This is a genomic window from Burkholderia sp. 572 (assembly GCF_040545135.1).
In the GTDB taxonomy this organism is placed as follows: Bacteria; Pseudomonadota; Gammaproteobacteria; order Burkholderiales; family Burkholderiaceae; genus Burkholderia; species Burkholderia cepacia.
Genome location: NZ_JBEPLH010000008.1, coordinates 178080 through 192599 on the forward strand (window position 1 = coordinate 178080; position 14520 = coordinate 192599).

The 14520-nt window shown below is 66.9% G+C and carries 9 protein-coding genes and 1 pseudogene; 3 read left to right on the plus strand and 7 right to left on the minus strand.

From position 1 onward, the window contains the following. Nucleotides 1-13: 13 nt before the first annotated feature. The gene (gene pdxR, locus ABIC51_RS17180; protein WP_175898089.1) at nt 14-1480 is read right to left on the minus strand and encodes a MocR-like pyridoxine biosynthesis transcription factor PdxR; all 1467 of its coding nucleotides are present in this window, start codon (nt 1478-1480) and stop codon (nt 14-16) included. Between the two features lie 314 nt (nt 1481-1794). Here pdxR and ABIC51_RS17185 point away from each other — a divergent pair, with 314 nt between their 5' ends. Beyond that, nucleotides 1795-2445: a pyridoxamine 5'-phosphate oxidase family protein gene (locus ABIC51_RS17185; RefSeq protein WP_175898088.1), complete on the plus strand. Its 651-nt coding sequence runs from the start codon at nt 1795-1797 to the stop codon at nt 2443-2445. A 364-nt stretch (nt 2446-2809) separates the two neighbouring features. Here ABIC51_RS17185 and ABIC51_RS17190 read toward each other — a convergent pair whose 3' ends face one another. Beyond that, nucleotides 2810-4642 (minus strand): S53 family peptidase, encoded by a 1833-nt coding sequence (locus ABIC51_RS17190; protein ID WP_354006564.1) that lies wholly within the window; start codon nt 4640-4642, stop codon nt 2810-2812. A 666-nt stretch (nt 4643-5308) separates the two neighbouring features. Here ABIC51_RS17190 and ABIC51_RS17195 point away from each other — a divergent pair. Beyond that, nucleotides 5309-5428 (plus strand): annotated as a pseudogene (locus ABIC51_RS17195) (APH(3') family aminoglycoside O-phosphotransferase); the annotation flags it as partial. 113 nt (nt 5429-5541) lie between these two features. On the opposite strand, the gene ABIC51_RS17200 reads toward ABIC51_RS17195, so the two are convergent. From ABIC51_RS17200 to ABIC51_RS17210, 3 genes are read right to left on the minus strand one after another with little or no spacing between them, the layout of a single operon-like run. Beyond that, nucleotides 5542-7029, minus strand: a complete 1488-nt coding sequence (locus ABIC51_RS17200) for an efflux transporter outer membrane subunit (protein WP_354006565.1) — start codon at nt 7027-7029, stop codon at nt 5542-5544. Nucleotides 7030-7042: 13 nt separating this feature from the next. Further along, nucleotides 7043-8629 (minus strand): DHA2 family efflux MFS transporter permease subunit, encoded by a 1587-nt coding sequence (locus ABIC51_RS17205; RefSeq protein WP_175898087.1) that lies wholly within the window; start codon nt 8627-8629, stop codon nt 7043-7045. Then, a complete protein-coding gene (locus ABIC51_RS17210; RefSeq protein WP_027791091.1) occupies nt 8622-9755 on the minus strand; it encodes an HlyD family secretion protein in 1134 nt (377 codons plus the stop codon). Before ABIC51_RS17210 ends, ABIC51_RS17205 begins: the two co-directional genes overlap by 8 nt. Nucleotides 9756-9847: 92 nt before the next feature. Between ABIC51_RS17210 and ABIC51_RS17215 the strand changes: the two genes are divergently transcribed. Continuing rightward, nucleotides 9848-10687 carry a CerR family C-terminal domain-containing protein gene (locus ABIC51_RS17215; RefSeq protein WP_027791092.1) on the plus strand — a complete coding sequence of 280 codons (840 nt, stop codon included), beginning with the start codon at nt 9848-9850 and terminating at the stop codon, nt 10685-10687. 27 nt (nt 10688-10714) lie between these two features. Here ABIC51_RS17215 and ABIC51_RS17220 read toward each other — a convergent pair whose 3' ends face one another. Next, nucleotides 10715-13171: a mechanosensitive ion channel family protein gene (locus tag ABIC51_RS17220; protein WP_175854968.1), complete on the minus strand. Its 2457-nt coding sequence runs from the start codon at nt 13169-13171 to the stop codon at nt 10715-10717. Nucleotides 13172-13454: 283 nt separating this feature from the next. Then, complete coding sequence (locus tag ABIC51_RS17225) at nt 13455-14414, minus strand: LLM class oxidoreductase (RefSeq protein WP_175854966.1); 960 nt, start codon at nt 14412-14414, stop codon at nt 13455-13457. Between the last annotated feature and the right edge of the window lie 106 nt (nt 14415-14520).

Consider the following 14520-nt stretch of genomic DNA (forward strand, 5'->3'; position numbering starts at 1 on the left):
CCGCGTGTGACGCTCAGCCGCGCGTGCGGCCCTGCGCGTCGATGACCGCAGCGAGCTGCATCGTCGCGGTCTCGATCGTCGCATCGCTCAGCCCGGAGTATCCCAGCACGAAGCCGTTGTACGGCTGGCCGTCGCCGACCCGGTAGCTGCTCAGCGGCTGAAGCAGCAGGCCACGCGCGGCTGCGGCGCGGGCGACGTCGGTATCGCGCAGCGGGAGCGCGAGGTCCGCCGACAGATGCATGCCGCCCGGGCTTTCCCGAACGCTCAGCGCGGTGCCGAGGTGGCGGGCGAGTGCCGTTTCCAGGTTGTTCCGCCGCTCGGCATACAGCGTCCTCATCTTGCGCAGGTGCCGCGCAAAGAGGCCGGTGTCGATGAACTCGGCCATCGCGAGTTGATCGGCCGAGTGGCCGCGATGAACGAGTTCGCGCAGCGTCCGGGTGAAGCGTTCGACCAGAACCGGCGGAACCACCATGAAGCCGAGCCGAAGGGCGGGAAACATCGTCTTGCTGAAGGTGCCGAGATAGCAGACCGGTGCGTCGGCATGCAGGCCCTGGATCGCGGGCAGCGGCTCGCCGTCGTGGCGGAACTCGCTGTCGTAGTCGTCCTCGATGATCCACGCACCGCACGCACGTGCGTGCTCGACGAGCGCCGCTCGTCGCCGGGGGCTCATCAGCGCGCCGAGCGGGTATTGATGCGATGGCGTCGTATAGATCAGCCGGGGCGGCCGGGTGCGCCACTGTTCGTCGGTGGGCGCCATTCCTTCGCGGTCGACCTCGATCGGCACGATATCGAGGCCGGTCGAGCGGAATGCGGTACGGGCGCCGTTGTAGCAGGGGTTCTCGAGCCAGCCGGGTTCGCCGGGATTCGCCAGCATGCGCGCGCACAGTTCGAGGCTGCCTTGCGTGCCGTCGGTGATGAATACCTGGCCTGTTTCGCAGCGCACGCCTCGCGAGACGCGGATGTAGGCCGCCACGGCACGCCGCAATTCGGGCAGCCCTTCGACCGGACCGTATGCGAGCTGCGCGGGCTTGATGACTTTCCATGCGCGCTCGATGCAACGGCGCCATTGGGCAACGGGGAATTCATCGAGCGACGGAAGACCGGGAACGAACGGCAGCATGCGTTCGGGTTCGGGATCGGCGTTCTCCAGCCCGTGCACGCGCTCGGACAAGCGAACCGTGGCCGGCCCGCTCTCGAGCCCGGTGCTCGAACGGCCGCATCCGTCCCAGCGCGTGATCGTACCGTTGCGCGTGGCCGCCACGAAGCCTTCCTCGGCAAGTCGCTCGTACGCATAGACGGCCGAATTGCGCGCGATGCCCAATTCCGCCGCGAGCACGCGGGTCGACACGAGCCGTGTGCCGGACGGGATGTGCCCGTCCAGCAGCATGTTGCGCAGGCTCCGGTAGAGGGCTTCCTGCTGGCTGTGGCGCGTCGTGCCCTCCTGTCTGGAAAGCGATGAGAGGAGCAGCGCGAGATCCATGGGCTGGTTCCAGAATTTTTCGGTGAGCTGGTTCTTTTGAAGATTCGGCGCGCATCGTATCGTTCACGTTCTCGCGGTGCCGGCCGGTGCGCGGGGTCTTCCGGCGATCGTCCCCGATTGCGGCACGCGCGTATTTTGATCGATTTGAAGCGCGGCTGTCGATGGGCCGATCGACCGGTTTTTCAGGCTTGGAAGCTGCACGCGTTCAATTCGATTAAATTCGCAGTGCAAATATATTCCAGGCGGATCGTTGAGCCTCGCCGGAACGCGGGCCGCTCGATGTGCGCAAGGGCGCGCGAACAGGAAAACGAAACATGAAAGATCAGACCGTCATCTCTTCCACACCCCGCACCACCATTCGCCGCCTGCCGGAATTGGCGAATCGCGATCGCACGATGCTTCATCGCATCGTGGACGAAGCGTACGTCTGCCACATCGCGTTCGGTGCAGGTGAGAACACGCACTGCATCCCGACCGCGCACTGGAGACGGGGCGATGACCTCTATATTCACGGGTCCAACGGTAGCCGGATGATCAAGGCGCTGTCGGCGGGCGCGCCGGCCTCCGTCGCGATTACGTTGCTGGACGGGCTCGTGCTGGCCAGGTCGGCCTTCAACCATTCGATGAATTATCGATCCGCGGTGATCTACGGGCGGTTCGACGTCGTGGAGGGCCGTGACGACAAGCTGGCGGCGCTGGATGCGTTGATGGACAAGATCGCACCAGGTCGCAAGCATGACGCGCGGCCCGGCAACGAGAAGGAAATCAATGCGACCAGCGTGCTGCGGATTGCCCTTGCGGAAGCGGCGGTGAAAGTCAGCGATTCGCTGCCGTCCGACAAGGATGAAGATCTTGCGCTTGCTGTCTGGACGGGGATCCTGCCGCTGAAGACGACGCGCGGCGCACCGGTTCATGCCGACGGCAACATGCCGGTGCCGGACTACGTCCGGAACTGGGCCGAGTGAGTTGTGCGGCAAGGCCGTGCGGCTTCGTGGAAGACGGCGGGGTACGGCGTTTGAGTCGTGCTCGCGTCGCATGGCGGCACGACGCGCGTTTCGTCGGCAGGCAGCGCGAATACCGCGCTGCCGTGACGGGGTGCGTTTCACTCGGTGCGATGCTCATGCTCGGGTAATGAACATGAAAGTTGCGCACGCAACTATTTAAAGGTCTGCTGGTGCGTCGTCGTGCCAGATGCTGCCCCGCGAGACTACGCAGAACGCAAAATAACCCGCGACGGCCTGGCAGCCCTCGCGGGTTATTTGAACGACCACATCCGGTTCCAGACGTGCGCTCAGGAGCGTACGCGGAACCGGGGCAGTCATCGGTCCATCAGCGTGCGAAATCCGGCGTGCTCTGGATGAACGCGTTCAGCTTCGAGATGTTCACGCTGCCGAAGCCCGTCGTCGCGTCCCAGCCGGCCTTCGCCTTGTAGCCGTAGGTGCCGCTGCCGTTGTTGCCGGACGTGACATCGTGCAGCAGCGCCGCGTTGCTCGGGAAGTACTTGTAGAGGCTCGACGCGGGGAACCCGAGCGCATTGTTGTTAGCGGACTGCAGCCGCGCCCAGATGCCCGTGAAGATCGGCGCGGCGAGGCTCGTGCCGCCTTCGTTGTTCAGGTAGCCCGAGCCCCACAGCGTATCGGACGTCTGGCCGTTCACGACGAGAATCGCGCCGGTGCGCAGGTCGGCATCGAAGCCGACGTCGGGCAGTGCGCGCTTGGTCGATCCCGTGAGGCTCGACGATTGCCACGACGGCGCGGCTTCGTACTTGCTGTACCCGCCGCCCGTCGACCACACGGTGCCCGGCTGCCAGCTCGGATCGTTCCAGACGATCTCGCTGTTGTACGCATTGGTCGACGTATTGGTGAACAGCGTCGTGCCGCCCACTGCGATCACGTACGGCGACGTTGCCGGCTCGCTCACCGTGTAGGTCGAGCGCGACGGCGTGCCACCTGCGCATTCGTATGCGCCGTGGTCGCCGGCGGATACCGAGAAGGTTTGCCCCTGCGCGATCGCCTGCTTGAAGATGGTGTCGTCGGTTGCCTGCGAGCCGGTGCTGTTCGCGGACGATTCGCACACGCCGAGCGACACGTTGATTACCTTCGCGACATTGTCGGTCACGGCCTTGTTGTACGCGGCGGTGATCGCCGTGAGCGTCATCGACGGTGCGACGTAGAACACGACCTGCTTCACGCTGCCGCCGGCCGCGCCGACGATCGACTGGCTGTCGAGGTTCCATTCGACGGTGCCGTCGGTGTCGGTGTACGAGCTGCCGGACGGCCCTGTCTTCACGATGCTGCTGCTGATCGTGCCGAGGCTGTTGTTTGCGGCGAACGTGTTGAGGTCGCTCACCGTCTGCGACAGGTCGCCTTCGGAGATGATGCCGACGGTGGTCTGCGAGGCCGTCGGCGTACCGTTGCCGCCGTAGATCGACGAGAACTCGGTCGGGTTGTGCGGCACCGCCGATGCGCCGGCCGGAATCGTCAGGTTGCTGGTGTTGCCTTGCGGCTTGCTGCCCGCGCCCGTGTGCATCAGTTCGACGTTCTGCAGGCCCAGCACCGCGCCCACGACGCCGCCGATCGCGTTCGGCACTTGCGCGGCGTCGGTATTCGCAAAGACGCTGCGGCCGTTGCGCGTGAAGCGCTTGAGCGTCGTGCGGAACGCGGACTTGATGGTCGCCGCGGTGCCGGACGCGGATACCAGCAGGCGGTTCGGTGCGACCACGATGTTCACGAAGCCTTCCTTGCGCAGGTGCGCGACGACCGAGGCGACCTGCTGGTCGGTCGGCGCATATTGCGCGGCGAACTGCGCCGGCGTGAGGAACTGCCGGTAGTGCGGCGAGCCGGGCGTATGCAGGTCGTGCAGGTATTGGTCGAGCTGTGCTTCGTTGCGCAGGTTCAGCCCGAGCACGATGTCCACCGATTCGCCGGGTGCCATCTCGATGGCTGCCGTGGCAGCGGCGGCCGTGCTTGCGGCAGGCGCGCCGGCCGTACCGGCTTCGTTCTGCTGCACGAGCGGCAGGAAGCCCTTGGTGCGCGTTTCCGTCCAGCCGGCCGCGGGCGCGGCGTGGACGGTCGCGATGCCGAACGATGCGGCTGCCGCGGCGGCGAAGGCGAGCTTGATGAAGCGATTGTGCTTTTGATTCTTGTCTGCAACCTGATTCATTTGAATTACCCCTCCGGTTGAACATCGAACGGCACGAACAACAACGGTCGACAGCGGCGCGGATCGTGCACCGCCGATTTCTGTCGCATGCGTGCGGATGGCGCGGACGCGACAGGGCCTTTCGCCCGATCCGGACAGGTGTTTTTTCCCGGGGGCGAAATTCTGTAAATGCGGTAGCGAGAGGGCTGCGTCGCGATACGGCGCAGTCGCGCGGACTGGGCGCGGGCGGGATTGCTAGAGCAACAGTTTCGTTGTCCTGCTCATTTGATTCGATCCTTCGGCCCGCTGCCGGATGGCAGTCGTCCAATGAAATGCATCGGGATGTTGCATGGCCGGCGCGCGAACGATACGGCCGGCGGCTGGCACTTCGGTGCGGCGGAAGCGAAAAAAACGTGGAGCGGAAGCGATTGCGCAGTGAGCAATTTGTCAGATTGCTTGCATCGGACGGTATCAAGAACGAAAGCGGGGTGTCAAACTTTTTTTGGTTATATGAAACAAATTTAAAGCGAATAAATGCAATGTTTTTGAAAATATTGGCAGTAATTTGTAATATTCGACGCCGACGAAGAAAGTAATGCTGAATGCGGTTCGCCGATCGTTTCCGGTTCGATGCGTAATTGGCGCGACTGCTCGATCGTGTTCGAGGCGCAACTCGAATCGCCGGTGCGAGATATCGAAGCCGATCTCGGCCGTGAATGGGTCGCGCCTTTCTTCGACCGGTACGGAGTCGGGCAGCCCGATCCGGGCCGGATCGCTTTCTACCGGCTGCTCGACGAGTTTTTCTGATTTATCGGGTGGTCACGGGCGGCGCGCGAAACGTTTTTCTGTCCCGCGCATCGCTGTTGTCGCTGCGTTGCAGCCGCGACAAACCCGGCCGTACGGCACCGCTCGACTCACCGTCAACCCGCGCCCGCCTGCCACCCGAGCCCGAGGCTCTTCTGCACCGACACGTAGTCCTTGATCAGTTCGGCCTGCCCGGCGATTACGTTCTGCTGCGCGGAAAGTGCTTCGCGTTGCGTATCGAGCAGGTCGATCATCGATGCGACGCCCGCGCGATAGCGTTCATCCATCAGCGATCGCGAATGCACGGCGGAGGTTTGAACCTTGGTGAGCGCAACGACGTGCTCGCGCTGGTGTCCGTAGCGCTGCAATGCCGTGTTGGCATCCTGCAACGCACCGAGCACCGCCTTCTGATAGTTCGCTTCCGCTTCGTCGCGCGATGCTTCGGCCGCGCGCACCGCGCCACGCGTGCGCCCGAAGTCGAGAATGTTCCATTGCAGATACGGCGCGCCGACCCACGTGAAGTTCTGCTTGCGGAGCAGGTGGCCCGGGTCCGCCGCGCTGAAGCCGAGATCGCCGAGCAGCGTCACCTTCGGGAAGTAATCGGCGACATGCTCGCCGATCTGCGCATTGCTCGATGCGAGCCGGCGCTCGGCCGCGCGAATGTCGGGGCGCTGTTTCAGCAGCGTGGCCGGATCGCCGATCGCGACGCTGCCGGGCAGCGTCGGCAGCGGCGCGGCCGGTGTCGTCAGCGCCGCGTCGAGCGCACCCGGCGCGCGCCCCGTCAGGATCGCGAGCCGGTCGAGCGATTCCGTCACCTGCGCGTCGAGCGGGATCAGCGAGGCTCGCGTGTTCTCGACCTGTGTCGTCAGGCGTTCGATGTCGGCATCGGCCGCGACGCCGCGCGCGCGGCGCTGCTGCGTGAGTTCAAGCATCTTCTGCTGCAACTCGGCGGTGCGTCGCGACAGCGCAAGCCGCTGCTGCTGGTCGCGGAGGTCGACGTACGCGTTCGCGACTTCTGCCGCGATCGACACCTGCGTGTCGGCGAGATCGGCGTCGACTGCTTCCGCTTGAGCGGACGCGGCTTCGACCGCCCGGCGCGTGCCGCCGAACAGGTCGATTTCCCAGGTTGCGTCGAAGCCTGCCGAATAGAGCTGCAGCGGACCCGAGCCGCCCAGCGACGGCGATGCACCGCCCGACTGGTTCGAGCCGTTCGACGGCAGCAGCGAACCGAGCGCGCTGACGTCCGGCTCGCGCATGCGGACGGCGGCGACGGTGGCGGACGATTTCGGCAACTGCGCCGCGCGCTGTTGCGAGAGCTGCGCGCGCGATGCGCGCAAGCGTGCCTGCGCAGCGTGCAGATCGGGGTTGTACGCGAGCGCCGCAGTGATCAGGTCGTCGAGCTGGCGATCGTCGAGCGCGTGCCACCACGCGCTTGGCGCGGGTGCGGCGGTGTCGACACCGGAGGCCGGCGCGCGCACGAAGACCGGCGCATCCGGTGCGGCGGGCGCGCCGCGGTAGTCGGGGCCGACCGTGCAGCCGGCGAGCAGGCACGCGGCCGCACACAGCGTGAGCACGGGGCGGCGGGGCAGGGAGAAGGGTTTCATCGCGTAAGACGGTTCAGTGGCCGGACGACATCGGCTGCGGCCCGCGCGGCGTTCTCAGCAGCAGCGCGAGCGGCACGCAGGCGAGCAGTGCAAGGCCCAGCAGATAGAAGGTTTCGGAATAGGTCATCACGACGGCCTGGACCTGGATCTGCTGCGCCAGCTGTCCGAGCGCGCGCATGTTCGAATACGCGAGATCGCCGGTGTGTGCGAACCAGTTGGCCGCGTAGGCCGACAGCCGGTCCTGCCCGATCAGCGAGTTCGCCGTCACCGATTCGCGCAGCGCGGCCGTGTGGAAGGTCGTGCGCCGGTCGATCACGGTGCCGATGATCGCGAGCCCGATCGAGCCGCCGAGGTTGCGTGCCATGTTGTAGAGCCCGGCTGCATCGCCGGAGTCTTCGCGTGCGACGGCCGCCATCGATGCCTGGTTGAGCGGCATCATCGCGAGCATCTGCGCGACGCCGCGAATCAGTTGCGACCAGACGAAGTCGTGGCCGACGCTCTGCGCGGTCAGGCTGATGTCGAGCATGCAGCTCAGGCAGAACAGCAGCAGCCCGGAGATCACGAGGATGCGGAAATCGACCTTGCCGAGCAGGCGCGGCAGGATCGGCATCACGAGAAAGGCCGGCAGCCCCGACAGCAGCATGATTGCGCCCGCCTGTTCCGCGTTGTAGCCGGCGACGATCGCGAGGAACTGCGGCAGCAGGTAGGACACGCCGTACAGGCCGGCACCGACCGCGGACACGATCACGATCACGCTTGCGTAGCGCGGATTGCGCATCAGCGACAGCCGCACGATCGGCCGCTTCGCGAAGCGTTGCGACAGCGCGATCAGGATCATCCCGGCGAGCGACACCAGGCTCAATGCGACGATCATCTGCGATTCGAACCAGCGTTCGCGCTGGCCTTCCTCGAGCACGACGGTGAGCGAGCTCAGCCCGATCGCGAGGCCGGCGATCCCGAGCCAGTCCGCGTTGAAGAACGTGCTCCATTGCGGACGATCGGACGGCAGCCCGAACCATAGCAGCCCCATCAACAGCAGGCACACCGGCAGGTTCAGGAAAAAGCACCAGCTCCAGTTCACGTTTTCCGCGAGCCAGCCGCCGAGCACCGGGCCGAACAGCGGCCCGAGCAGCACGATCAGGCCGAACAGCGTCATGCCGACCGGCAACTGCGACAGCGGCAGCCGCGTGCGGATGATGGTCTGCGCGGTCGGGATCAGCGCGCCACCGGTGAAGCCCTGGCCGATCCGGCCGGCGATCATCATCGGCAGCGAATGCGACCAGCCGCACATCATCGAGAACGCGATGAACAGCGCGGAGTTCGTCAGCAGGAAATTGCGCAGCCCGAACACGCGCGTGAGCCACGCGGCGAGTGGGATCATCACAATCTCCGACATCAGGTAGCCGGTCGAGATCCACGTGCCTTCGGTGCCGGTTGCGCCGATTTCACCCTGGATCTGCGGCAACGCGGAATTCGTGATCGAGATGTCGAGCGTCGCCATCAGCGCGCCGAGCGCGCCGGCCGCGACCGCGATCCAGTCGGTCACGCTCGCGCGGCCTTCGTGCGGCGGCACGGGCATCGTGGCGGACGGTTCAGCCATGATGCGTCTCGTCGCGGGCCGAGCGCGTATCGACGTCGACCGTCACCGACAGCCCCGGCAGCAGCATGCGCTGCGCGCGGGCGTTCGCGGCGAGGCGGATGCGTACCGGCACGCGCTGGACGATCTTCGTGAAGTTGCCGGTCGCATTCTCGGGCGGCAGGAGGGCGAACTGCGCGCCGGTGCCGGGTGCGAAGCTGTCGACGACGCCGGACAGCGCACCGTCCGGCAAGGCGTCGACATGCAGTTCGACCGGCTGGCCGATACGCATGTTGCCGATCTGCGTTTCCTTGAAGTTCGCGACGAGGTAGATCGAATCGACGGGCACCACGGTCAGCAGGCGCGTGCCGGGCTGCACGTATTGACCGACGCGCACCGTGCGATCGCCGACGCGGCCGGCGAGGGTGCTGCGCACGATCGTGTTGTCGAGGTCGAGCTGCGCCTGTGCGGCACTGGCCTGCGCGGCTTCGAGCTGCGCGCGTGCCTGCTGGAGCTGGGCGGTGAACGACGCGATCTGCGTGCGTGCGGCCGCGATCGACGCATTGTTCGCGGCGAGCGTCGCGACCGCCTGATCGCGCGTGCTCTTCAGGTCTGCCACGCGTTCGTGCGTCTCCGCACCGGTCGCCGCGAGCGGCGCATAACGCGCGTATTCGTCGCCGGCGTGCTGCGCATTGATCCGCGACACCTTCGCCTGCGCGTCGGCCTGTTCGAGATTCGCACGCTGCTGGCTGATGTCGGCCTCGGCGCGTGCGATATCCGCGCGGCGTGCATCGACGGTCGCAAGCGATTGCGCGAGCGCAACCTGGTACTGGCGGACGTCGAGTCGCACGAGCGGATCGCCGGCCTTCACGGCCTGGTTGTCGCGGACATACACATCGGTCACGTAGCCGGCGACCTTCGGCGCGGCAGTCATGCTGTCCGCCTGCAGGTACGCGTCGTTGGTACTTTCGATGAAACGGCCGACCGTCCACCAGCGGCCGAGCCAGACGGTGCCGCCGATCGCCGCGAGCACGGCGACGACGAGCAGGATGCGCCGTTTCGATCCGTTGCCGGATTTGCTTCCGTTTCGCGGTGTTGTTCCGTTTTCCTGACGATCTGCTTGCTGTGGCGGGTCTTGCGGCGTCGACATTCCGGTGTCCAATTTATTCCAAGTGGAAGAATTATTCCAGTTGATAAAATTGTGTCAAGTAGAATATCGATCGATCGAATGACGGGGAAGGCATGAACGAAGCGAAGAAGCTGCGCCGGACGTCGGCGGGCGGCTACGCCCGCGGCGACGAAACGCGCCAGCGGATCATCGAGGCGGCGATCGAACTGTTCGGCGAGCGCGGGTTCGCGGGTGCATCGACACGCGAGATCGCCGCGATGGCCGGCGTGAACGCGCCGGCGCTCCAGTACTACTTCGAGAACAAGGAGGGCGTGTACCGCGCGTGCGTCGAGGCGATCGCGGAGAATGGCAGGGAAGTGTTCGCACCGTCGGTCGGCCATGCGAGGGCGATGCTCGATGCGGACGCGGACGTCGACGTGCTGATCGACGCGTTCATCGGGCTGCTGCGCGCGCTGTCGGACCGGATGTTCACCGCGCCGAAGACGATGAACCAGCGGATGTTCTTTGCACGCGAGCAAGGCGGCCAGGAGCCGGCGAGCGCGAGCGAGATCCTGATGAAGCGCATGCGCAAGCCGCTCAACGACGTGAGCGCCGAACTGATCGGCCGTATCTCGGGCCGGCCGGCCAACGATCCCGTCACCCGATTGCGCGCGCTGAGCCTGTTCGGGCAGATCACGGTGTTCCACATCGCGCAGCGTTCGGCGCTGCAGTTGCTCGAATGGGAGGCGTTCGAGGGCGAGCGTGCGGCATTGCTGGTCGACACGATCGCCGACCAGACACGCCTGCTGCTCGAGCAATGGCATGCGCAGCGCGACGTATCGGCTGCCGATCCGGAAGCCGGCGTGAAGCGCGGGCAGGGCGCGGCGGCGAAACGTGCGGTTAAGGCGAAGGCGGGGGCATCGGCGCCCGCCGCGAAAAGCACGCGGCGCGTGAACAAGCCCGCCGCGCGTTGAGCGCGGCGCGGCATCGCCCCCGGCTGGTCAACCCGGCTTGCGCTCCGGTTCGGCGGCATGGCCGTTGCCGCTGTTGTCACCGTCGCTGCCATTGCCGCCGTTTTCGCCTTCGACGACAGGCCGCGATCCGTCCGCATAGGCGACGACGCTGCGCTGCGGATTGGCGATCCGGATGCCGCGTTCGCGGAACGTCTCCGCGATCCGCCGGTTGAATTCACGCTGCACGCTCCAGCGCGTCGCGTCCGTGCATTGCATCTGCCCGGCCAGCGCGAGTGCCGCGCCGTCGACCTGGTCGATCCCCCAGTAGCTGAAGTCCGACAGGATGCCGTCGCGGTATTTCGGATCGTCGCGCAACGCCGCGCCGATCTCCTTCAGCGTCGCGATCGCGCGATCGATATCCTCGCCGTAGGCAATACTGATCTTGACGGCGGCGTTGCCGAGCCCGCGGTTCGTGTTGTTGACGGTCGTCACGGAGCTGAACGGGATCGTGTACAGCGACCCGTCGCCTGCGCGCAGTCGCACGGTGCGGATCGACAGGTACTCGACCGTACCCGACACGCCGGCGAGCGTGACCCAGTCGCCGACCTGCATCGCGTTTTCCATCAGCAGGAAGATCCCGGTGATGAAATCCTGCACGAGCTTCTGCGAGCCGAAGCCGAGCGCGACACCGAAGATGCTCGCGCCGGCAAGCAGCGGGCCGACGTTCACGCCGAGCTGGCTGAGGCCCGTCAGCACGACGACGAGCGCGATCATCACGAACAGCAGCGAGCGCAACATCGGCAGCAGCGTGCGCAGTCGCGCCGCGCGCACGAGATTGCCTTCGCGCGTCCACCGCTGCAGGCGGCGCTCGATCGCGATGTTCGCGGCTTCCCACACGAGGAGCGCGACGATGGCCGCGATCGCGATCGTCACCAGCGCCGACGCGAGCCGGTGGCCGATGGTGCCGGTTTCGAACGCGCGGAAGATCGGCACCCCCCAGATCTGCAGCAGCAACACGACGGTCACGATGCCGATCGCGCCCGACACGATCTGGCGCAGCAGCGGGTAGTAGCGGTACGCGTGCAGGTGGACGAGCGTGCGGTCTTCGTCGCGGCCCTGGAACAGCCGCGCGAGCGCGCCGAACACGACGATCGAGACCATCCGCATGCCGATCATCACGGCGATCGAGCGGCCGCCGAGCGTGATCAGCACGCGATAGCCGTTGTGGACGTCGAGCGCCCAGACGAACCACAGCGCCATCACGATGAATACCGACACGGGGGCCCATGCGTCCGCGAGCGCATTCGCGACCATCTCGAAGGACGCACGGTCGTCGCCGGCCGCGCGGATCCGCGCGGCGACCGGCTGGCGGCTCCGCAGGATCAGCGCCGATACCATCAGGTGCCCGACGAGCGCGACGGCTTTCAGCAGGGCGACATGACCGGCCTCGCTGAGCCCGAAGCTCGCGGCGATCTCGACAGCGGCCGTGCAGGCGCCGACCACGATCACGATCCGCGCGATCGAACGTTGCGCGAAATCGGCCCACGCATCGCTGATGTGCAGCAACCGCAATTGCCGCGCATCGGGCTGGAAGAACAGCCGGCTGACGATCGTGACGAGCCGGCAGATCACGTAGATGTCGATCAGCGCTTCGAGCGCGGATTCGATCGGGGTGCCCGTCTCTCCGATCGCGGACATCGTCAGGCTCGCGACACCGACGAACACGAGCAGCGGCACGGCCCGCAACGCGAGGCTGACGAGCGCGCGCGGCATCCGGTGCAGCAGCGTGGTGTGGCGGCGTGCGTGGCCTCGGCCTTGTGACGATGCGGGGGCGGTGTCAGGGGCATCGGCGGAATCGGCGGAGTCGGGTTTGGCGAGGGTGTCCGGCGGCGCGTCGTCGTCATCGGGCGAGGTGGAGGCCGGCGCGGTGCGGGGCGACGTGTCGGCACGCCGTGCGGCCACTGCGGCCAGCGCGCGTCGCAACAACCGCTTTGCCAACCATTCGACGAAGAGCGCGGGCACGAGCACGGCGACGATGATCCAGAACGCGTGCGCGAGATCCGCGCGCTCGTCGGCTCGCACCAGCCTGTCGTGCCACCAGCTTCCGACCGAGCCGACATCGAGCAGCGAGTGCAGCGACTCCTTCAGCGCGCCGCCGATTTCGGTGGCCCAGCGCGATCCCTGCCGGACGAGCATCGACGCGAGCCCGTTCGACGTGAGCGCGCCCGGGGCCGCGGCCGCCGAAGCGCCGCTGGCCGCCGCCGCATCGCTGGCTACGACCGCGGGTGCGCTCAGCGCGCCGACGGCCGCGATCGCACGCAGCGTCGTTTCGACCTGCGCGCGATCGCGGGGATTTTCGAGCACGTTGAGCGCCTGCTGAGCCTGTTGCGGCGTCAGCGCGGGCGCGGTGCCGGAAGCGGCCGACGCGGCGTCCGGGGCGGGAGCGGCCGCGTGAGCGGCCGTGACGACGGTGGCAAGCAGCCAGCCGAGGAGGATATGTCGCATGGAGTGGGCATGCGGGCGCGCATCGGCGCGCGGCCCGCCGGGCTGAACGATGGACGGGAAGTTAACATGATCGCGCCCGGAACCGAATAGTTCCGTCGACGATCATTCGAATCGGGCATGCACGACGCGGCGCGGCCGTTTGCGGCGCGTTTCCGCGGTTGTGGCTGACGCAGGGAGGGTGAGGCGACTCGATTGCCGGCGTGTAAGGCTCGCGTAATGCCCGCTTGCGGGCAACGGCGAGCGCCGCACGCATCGCGCCGAATTCATCCGGAATCCTGCCAAATCACGCTTCCCCGTCGTGAAAAACCGGCAGGACGTGTTCCGCGATTTCTTCGATGACGTCGCGCACGGGCCGGTCCGAGCCCGGATTCAGCGTGACGTGATGCGTGCCTGCCGCGCGCATGTTCCGCAGGATGTCGATCAATGCGCGGCGTCCGGTTGCATAGCCGAGCGGCAATGCGGTGGCCGGCGCATCGGGATCCGCGACGAGGTCGAGTCGCATCGACACGCCGAACGCGCGAAAGGCCGGCGACGCGAGCCTTTCAACCGCCGCGCGCCACATCGAATACCGTGCGCGCTGCGTGTCCGGATCGCGGTGGTACGTCATCCAGCCGATCGAGTGACGCGCGATCCAGTCGACGCTTTGCCCGCCCGAGCCGACCGCCAGCATCGGCACCGCGTCGGCGCCGCGAGGCAGCAGCGTGAAGTCGGGCGCATCGGGCGGCGCTTCGTCGGGCAGCACGCGCGATGGCACGCCGAGCGCCGCCGCGACGACGTCCCAGTGCGCGCGGTACCGGTCGCGGCGCGTTTCCGCGTCGACGCCGAACGCCGCATATTCGGGCGGCCGGTCGCCGGAGCCGAGCCCGAGGATGAAGCGTCCGCCCGACAGCGTCGCGACCGACAGCGCGCCTTTCGCGATATGCAGCGGATGACGCAGCGGCAGCACGATCGCGCCGCTGGCGAGTGCAATCCGGCGCGTGCGTGACGCCAGTGCGCCGAGCAGGACCCACGGGTCGAGGTGGCCGACCGGGTCGGGATAGTCGGCGCTGTTCAGCGGCACGTCGCGAATCCACAGCGCGCGAAAGCCGAGCGTGTCGGCCAGCGCCGCGAGTTCGAGTTGCTCGTCGAAGTCGGCAACGACATGGCCGGTGCGAAGCAGCGGCAACGTGAGGCCGATCGACAGCTGCCCGGCCGAAAAGATGCGATGCGCGACGTCGGGACGGGCAGGGGCGGGCGTGGTCATGTCGGGTCCTTGGAGGCGGGGCAAAGCGGGCGCGCGACGTTGCGTGTCCGAATGCTAGCGTGTTTGCGCGCCGGCTGCGCGGCGCGGCGCGGCACGGCATGCACAG

What these genes read in the sequence shown, in the direction of transcription:
- pdxR (WP_175898089.1), bottom strand. Translation starts at nt 1,480, where the DNA reads ATGGATCTCGCGCTGCTCCTCTCATCGCTTTCCAGACAGGAGGGCACG.
- ABIC51_RS17185 (WP_175898088.1), top strand. Translation starts at nt 1,795, where the DNA reads ATGAAAGATCAGACCGTCATCTCTTCCACACCCCGCACCACCATTCGC.
- ABIC51_RS17190 (WP_354006564.1), bottom strand. Translation starts at nt 4,642, where the DNA reads ATGAATCAGGTTGCAGACAAGAATCAAAAGCACAATCGCTTCATCAAG.
- ABIC51_RS17200 (WP_354006565.1), bottom strand. Translation starts at nt 7,029, where the DNA reads ATGAAACCCTTCTCCCTGCCCCGCCGCCCCGTGCTCACGCTGTGTGCG.
- ABIC51_RS17205 (WP_175898087.1), bottom strand. Translation starts at nt 8,629, where the DNA reads ATGGCTGAACCGTCCGCCACGATGCCCGTGCCGCCGCACGAAGGCCGC.
- ABIC51_RS17210 (WP_027791091.1), bottom strand. Translation starts at nt 9,755, where the DNA reads ATGTCGACGCCGCAAGACCCGCCACAGCAAGCAGATCGTCAGGAAAAC.
- ABIC51_RS17215 (WP_027791092.1), top strand. Translation starts at nt 9,848, where the DNA reads ATGAACGAAGCGAAGAAGCTGCGCCGGACGTCGGCGGGCGGCTACGCC.
- ABIC51_RS17220 (WP_175854968.1), bottom strand. Translation starts at nt 13,171, where the DNA reads ATGCGACATATCCTCCTCGGCTGGCTGCTTGCCACCGTCGTCACGGCC.
- ABIC51_RS17225 (WP_175854966.1), bottom strand. Translation starts at nt 14,414, where the DNA reads ATGACCACGCCCGCCCCTGCCCGTCCCGACGTCGCGCATCGCATCTTT.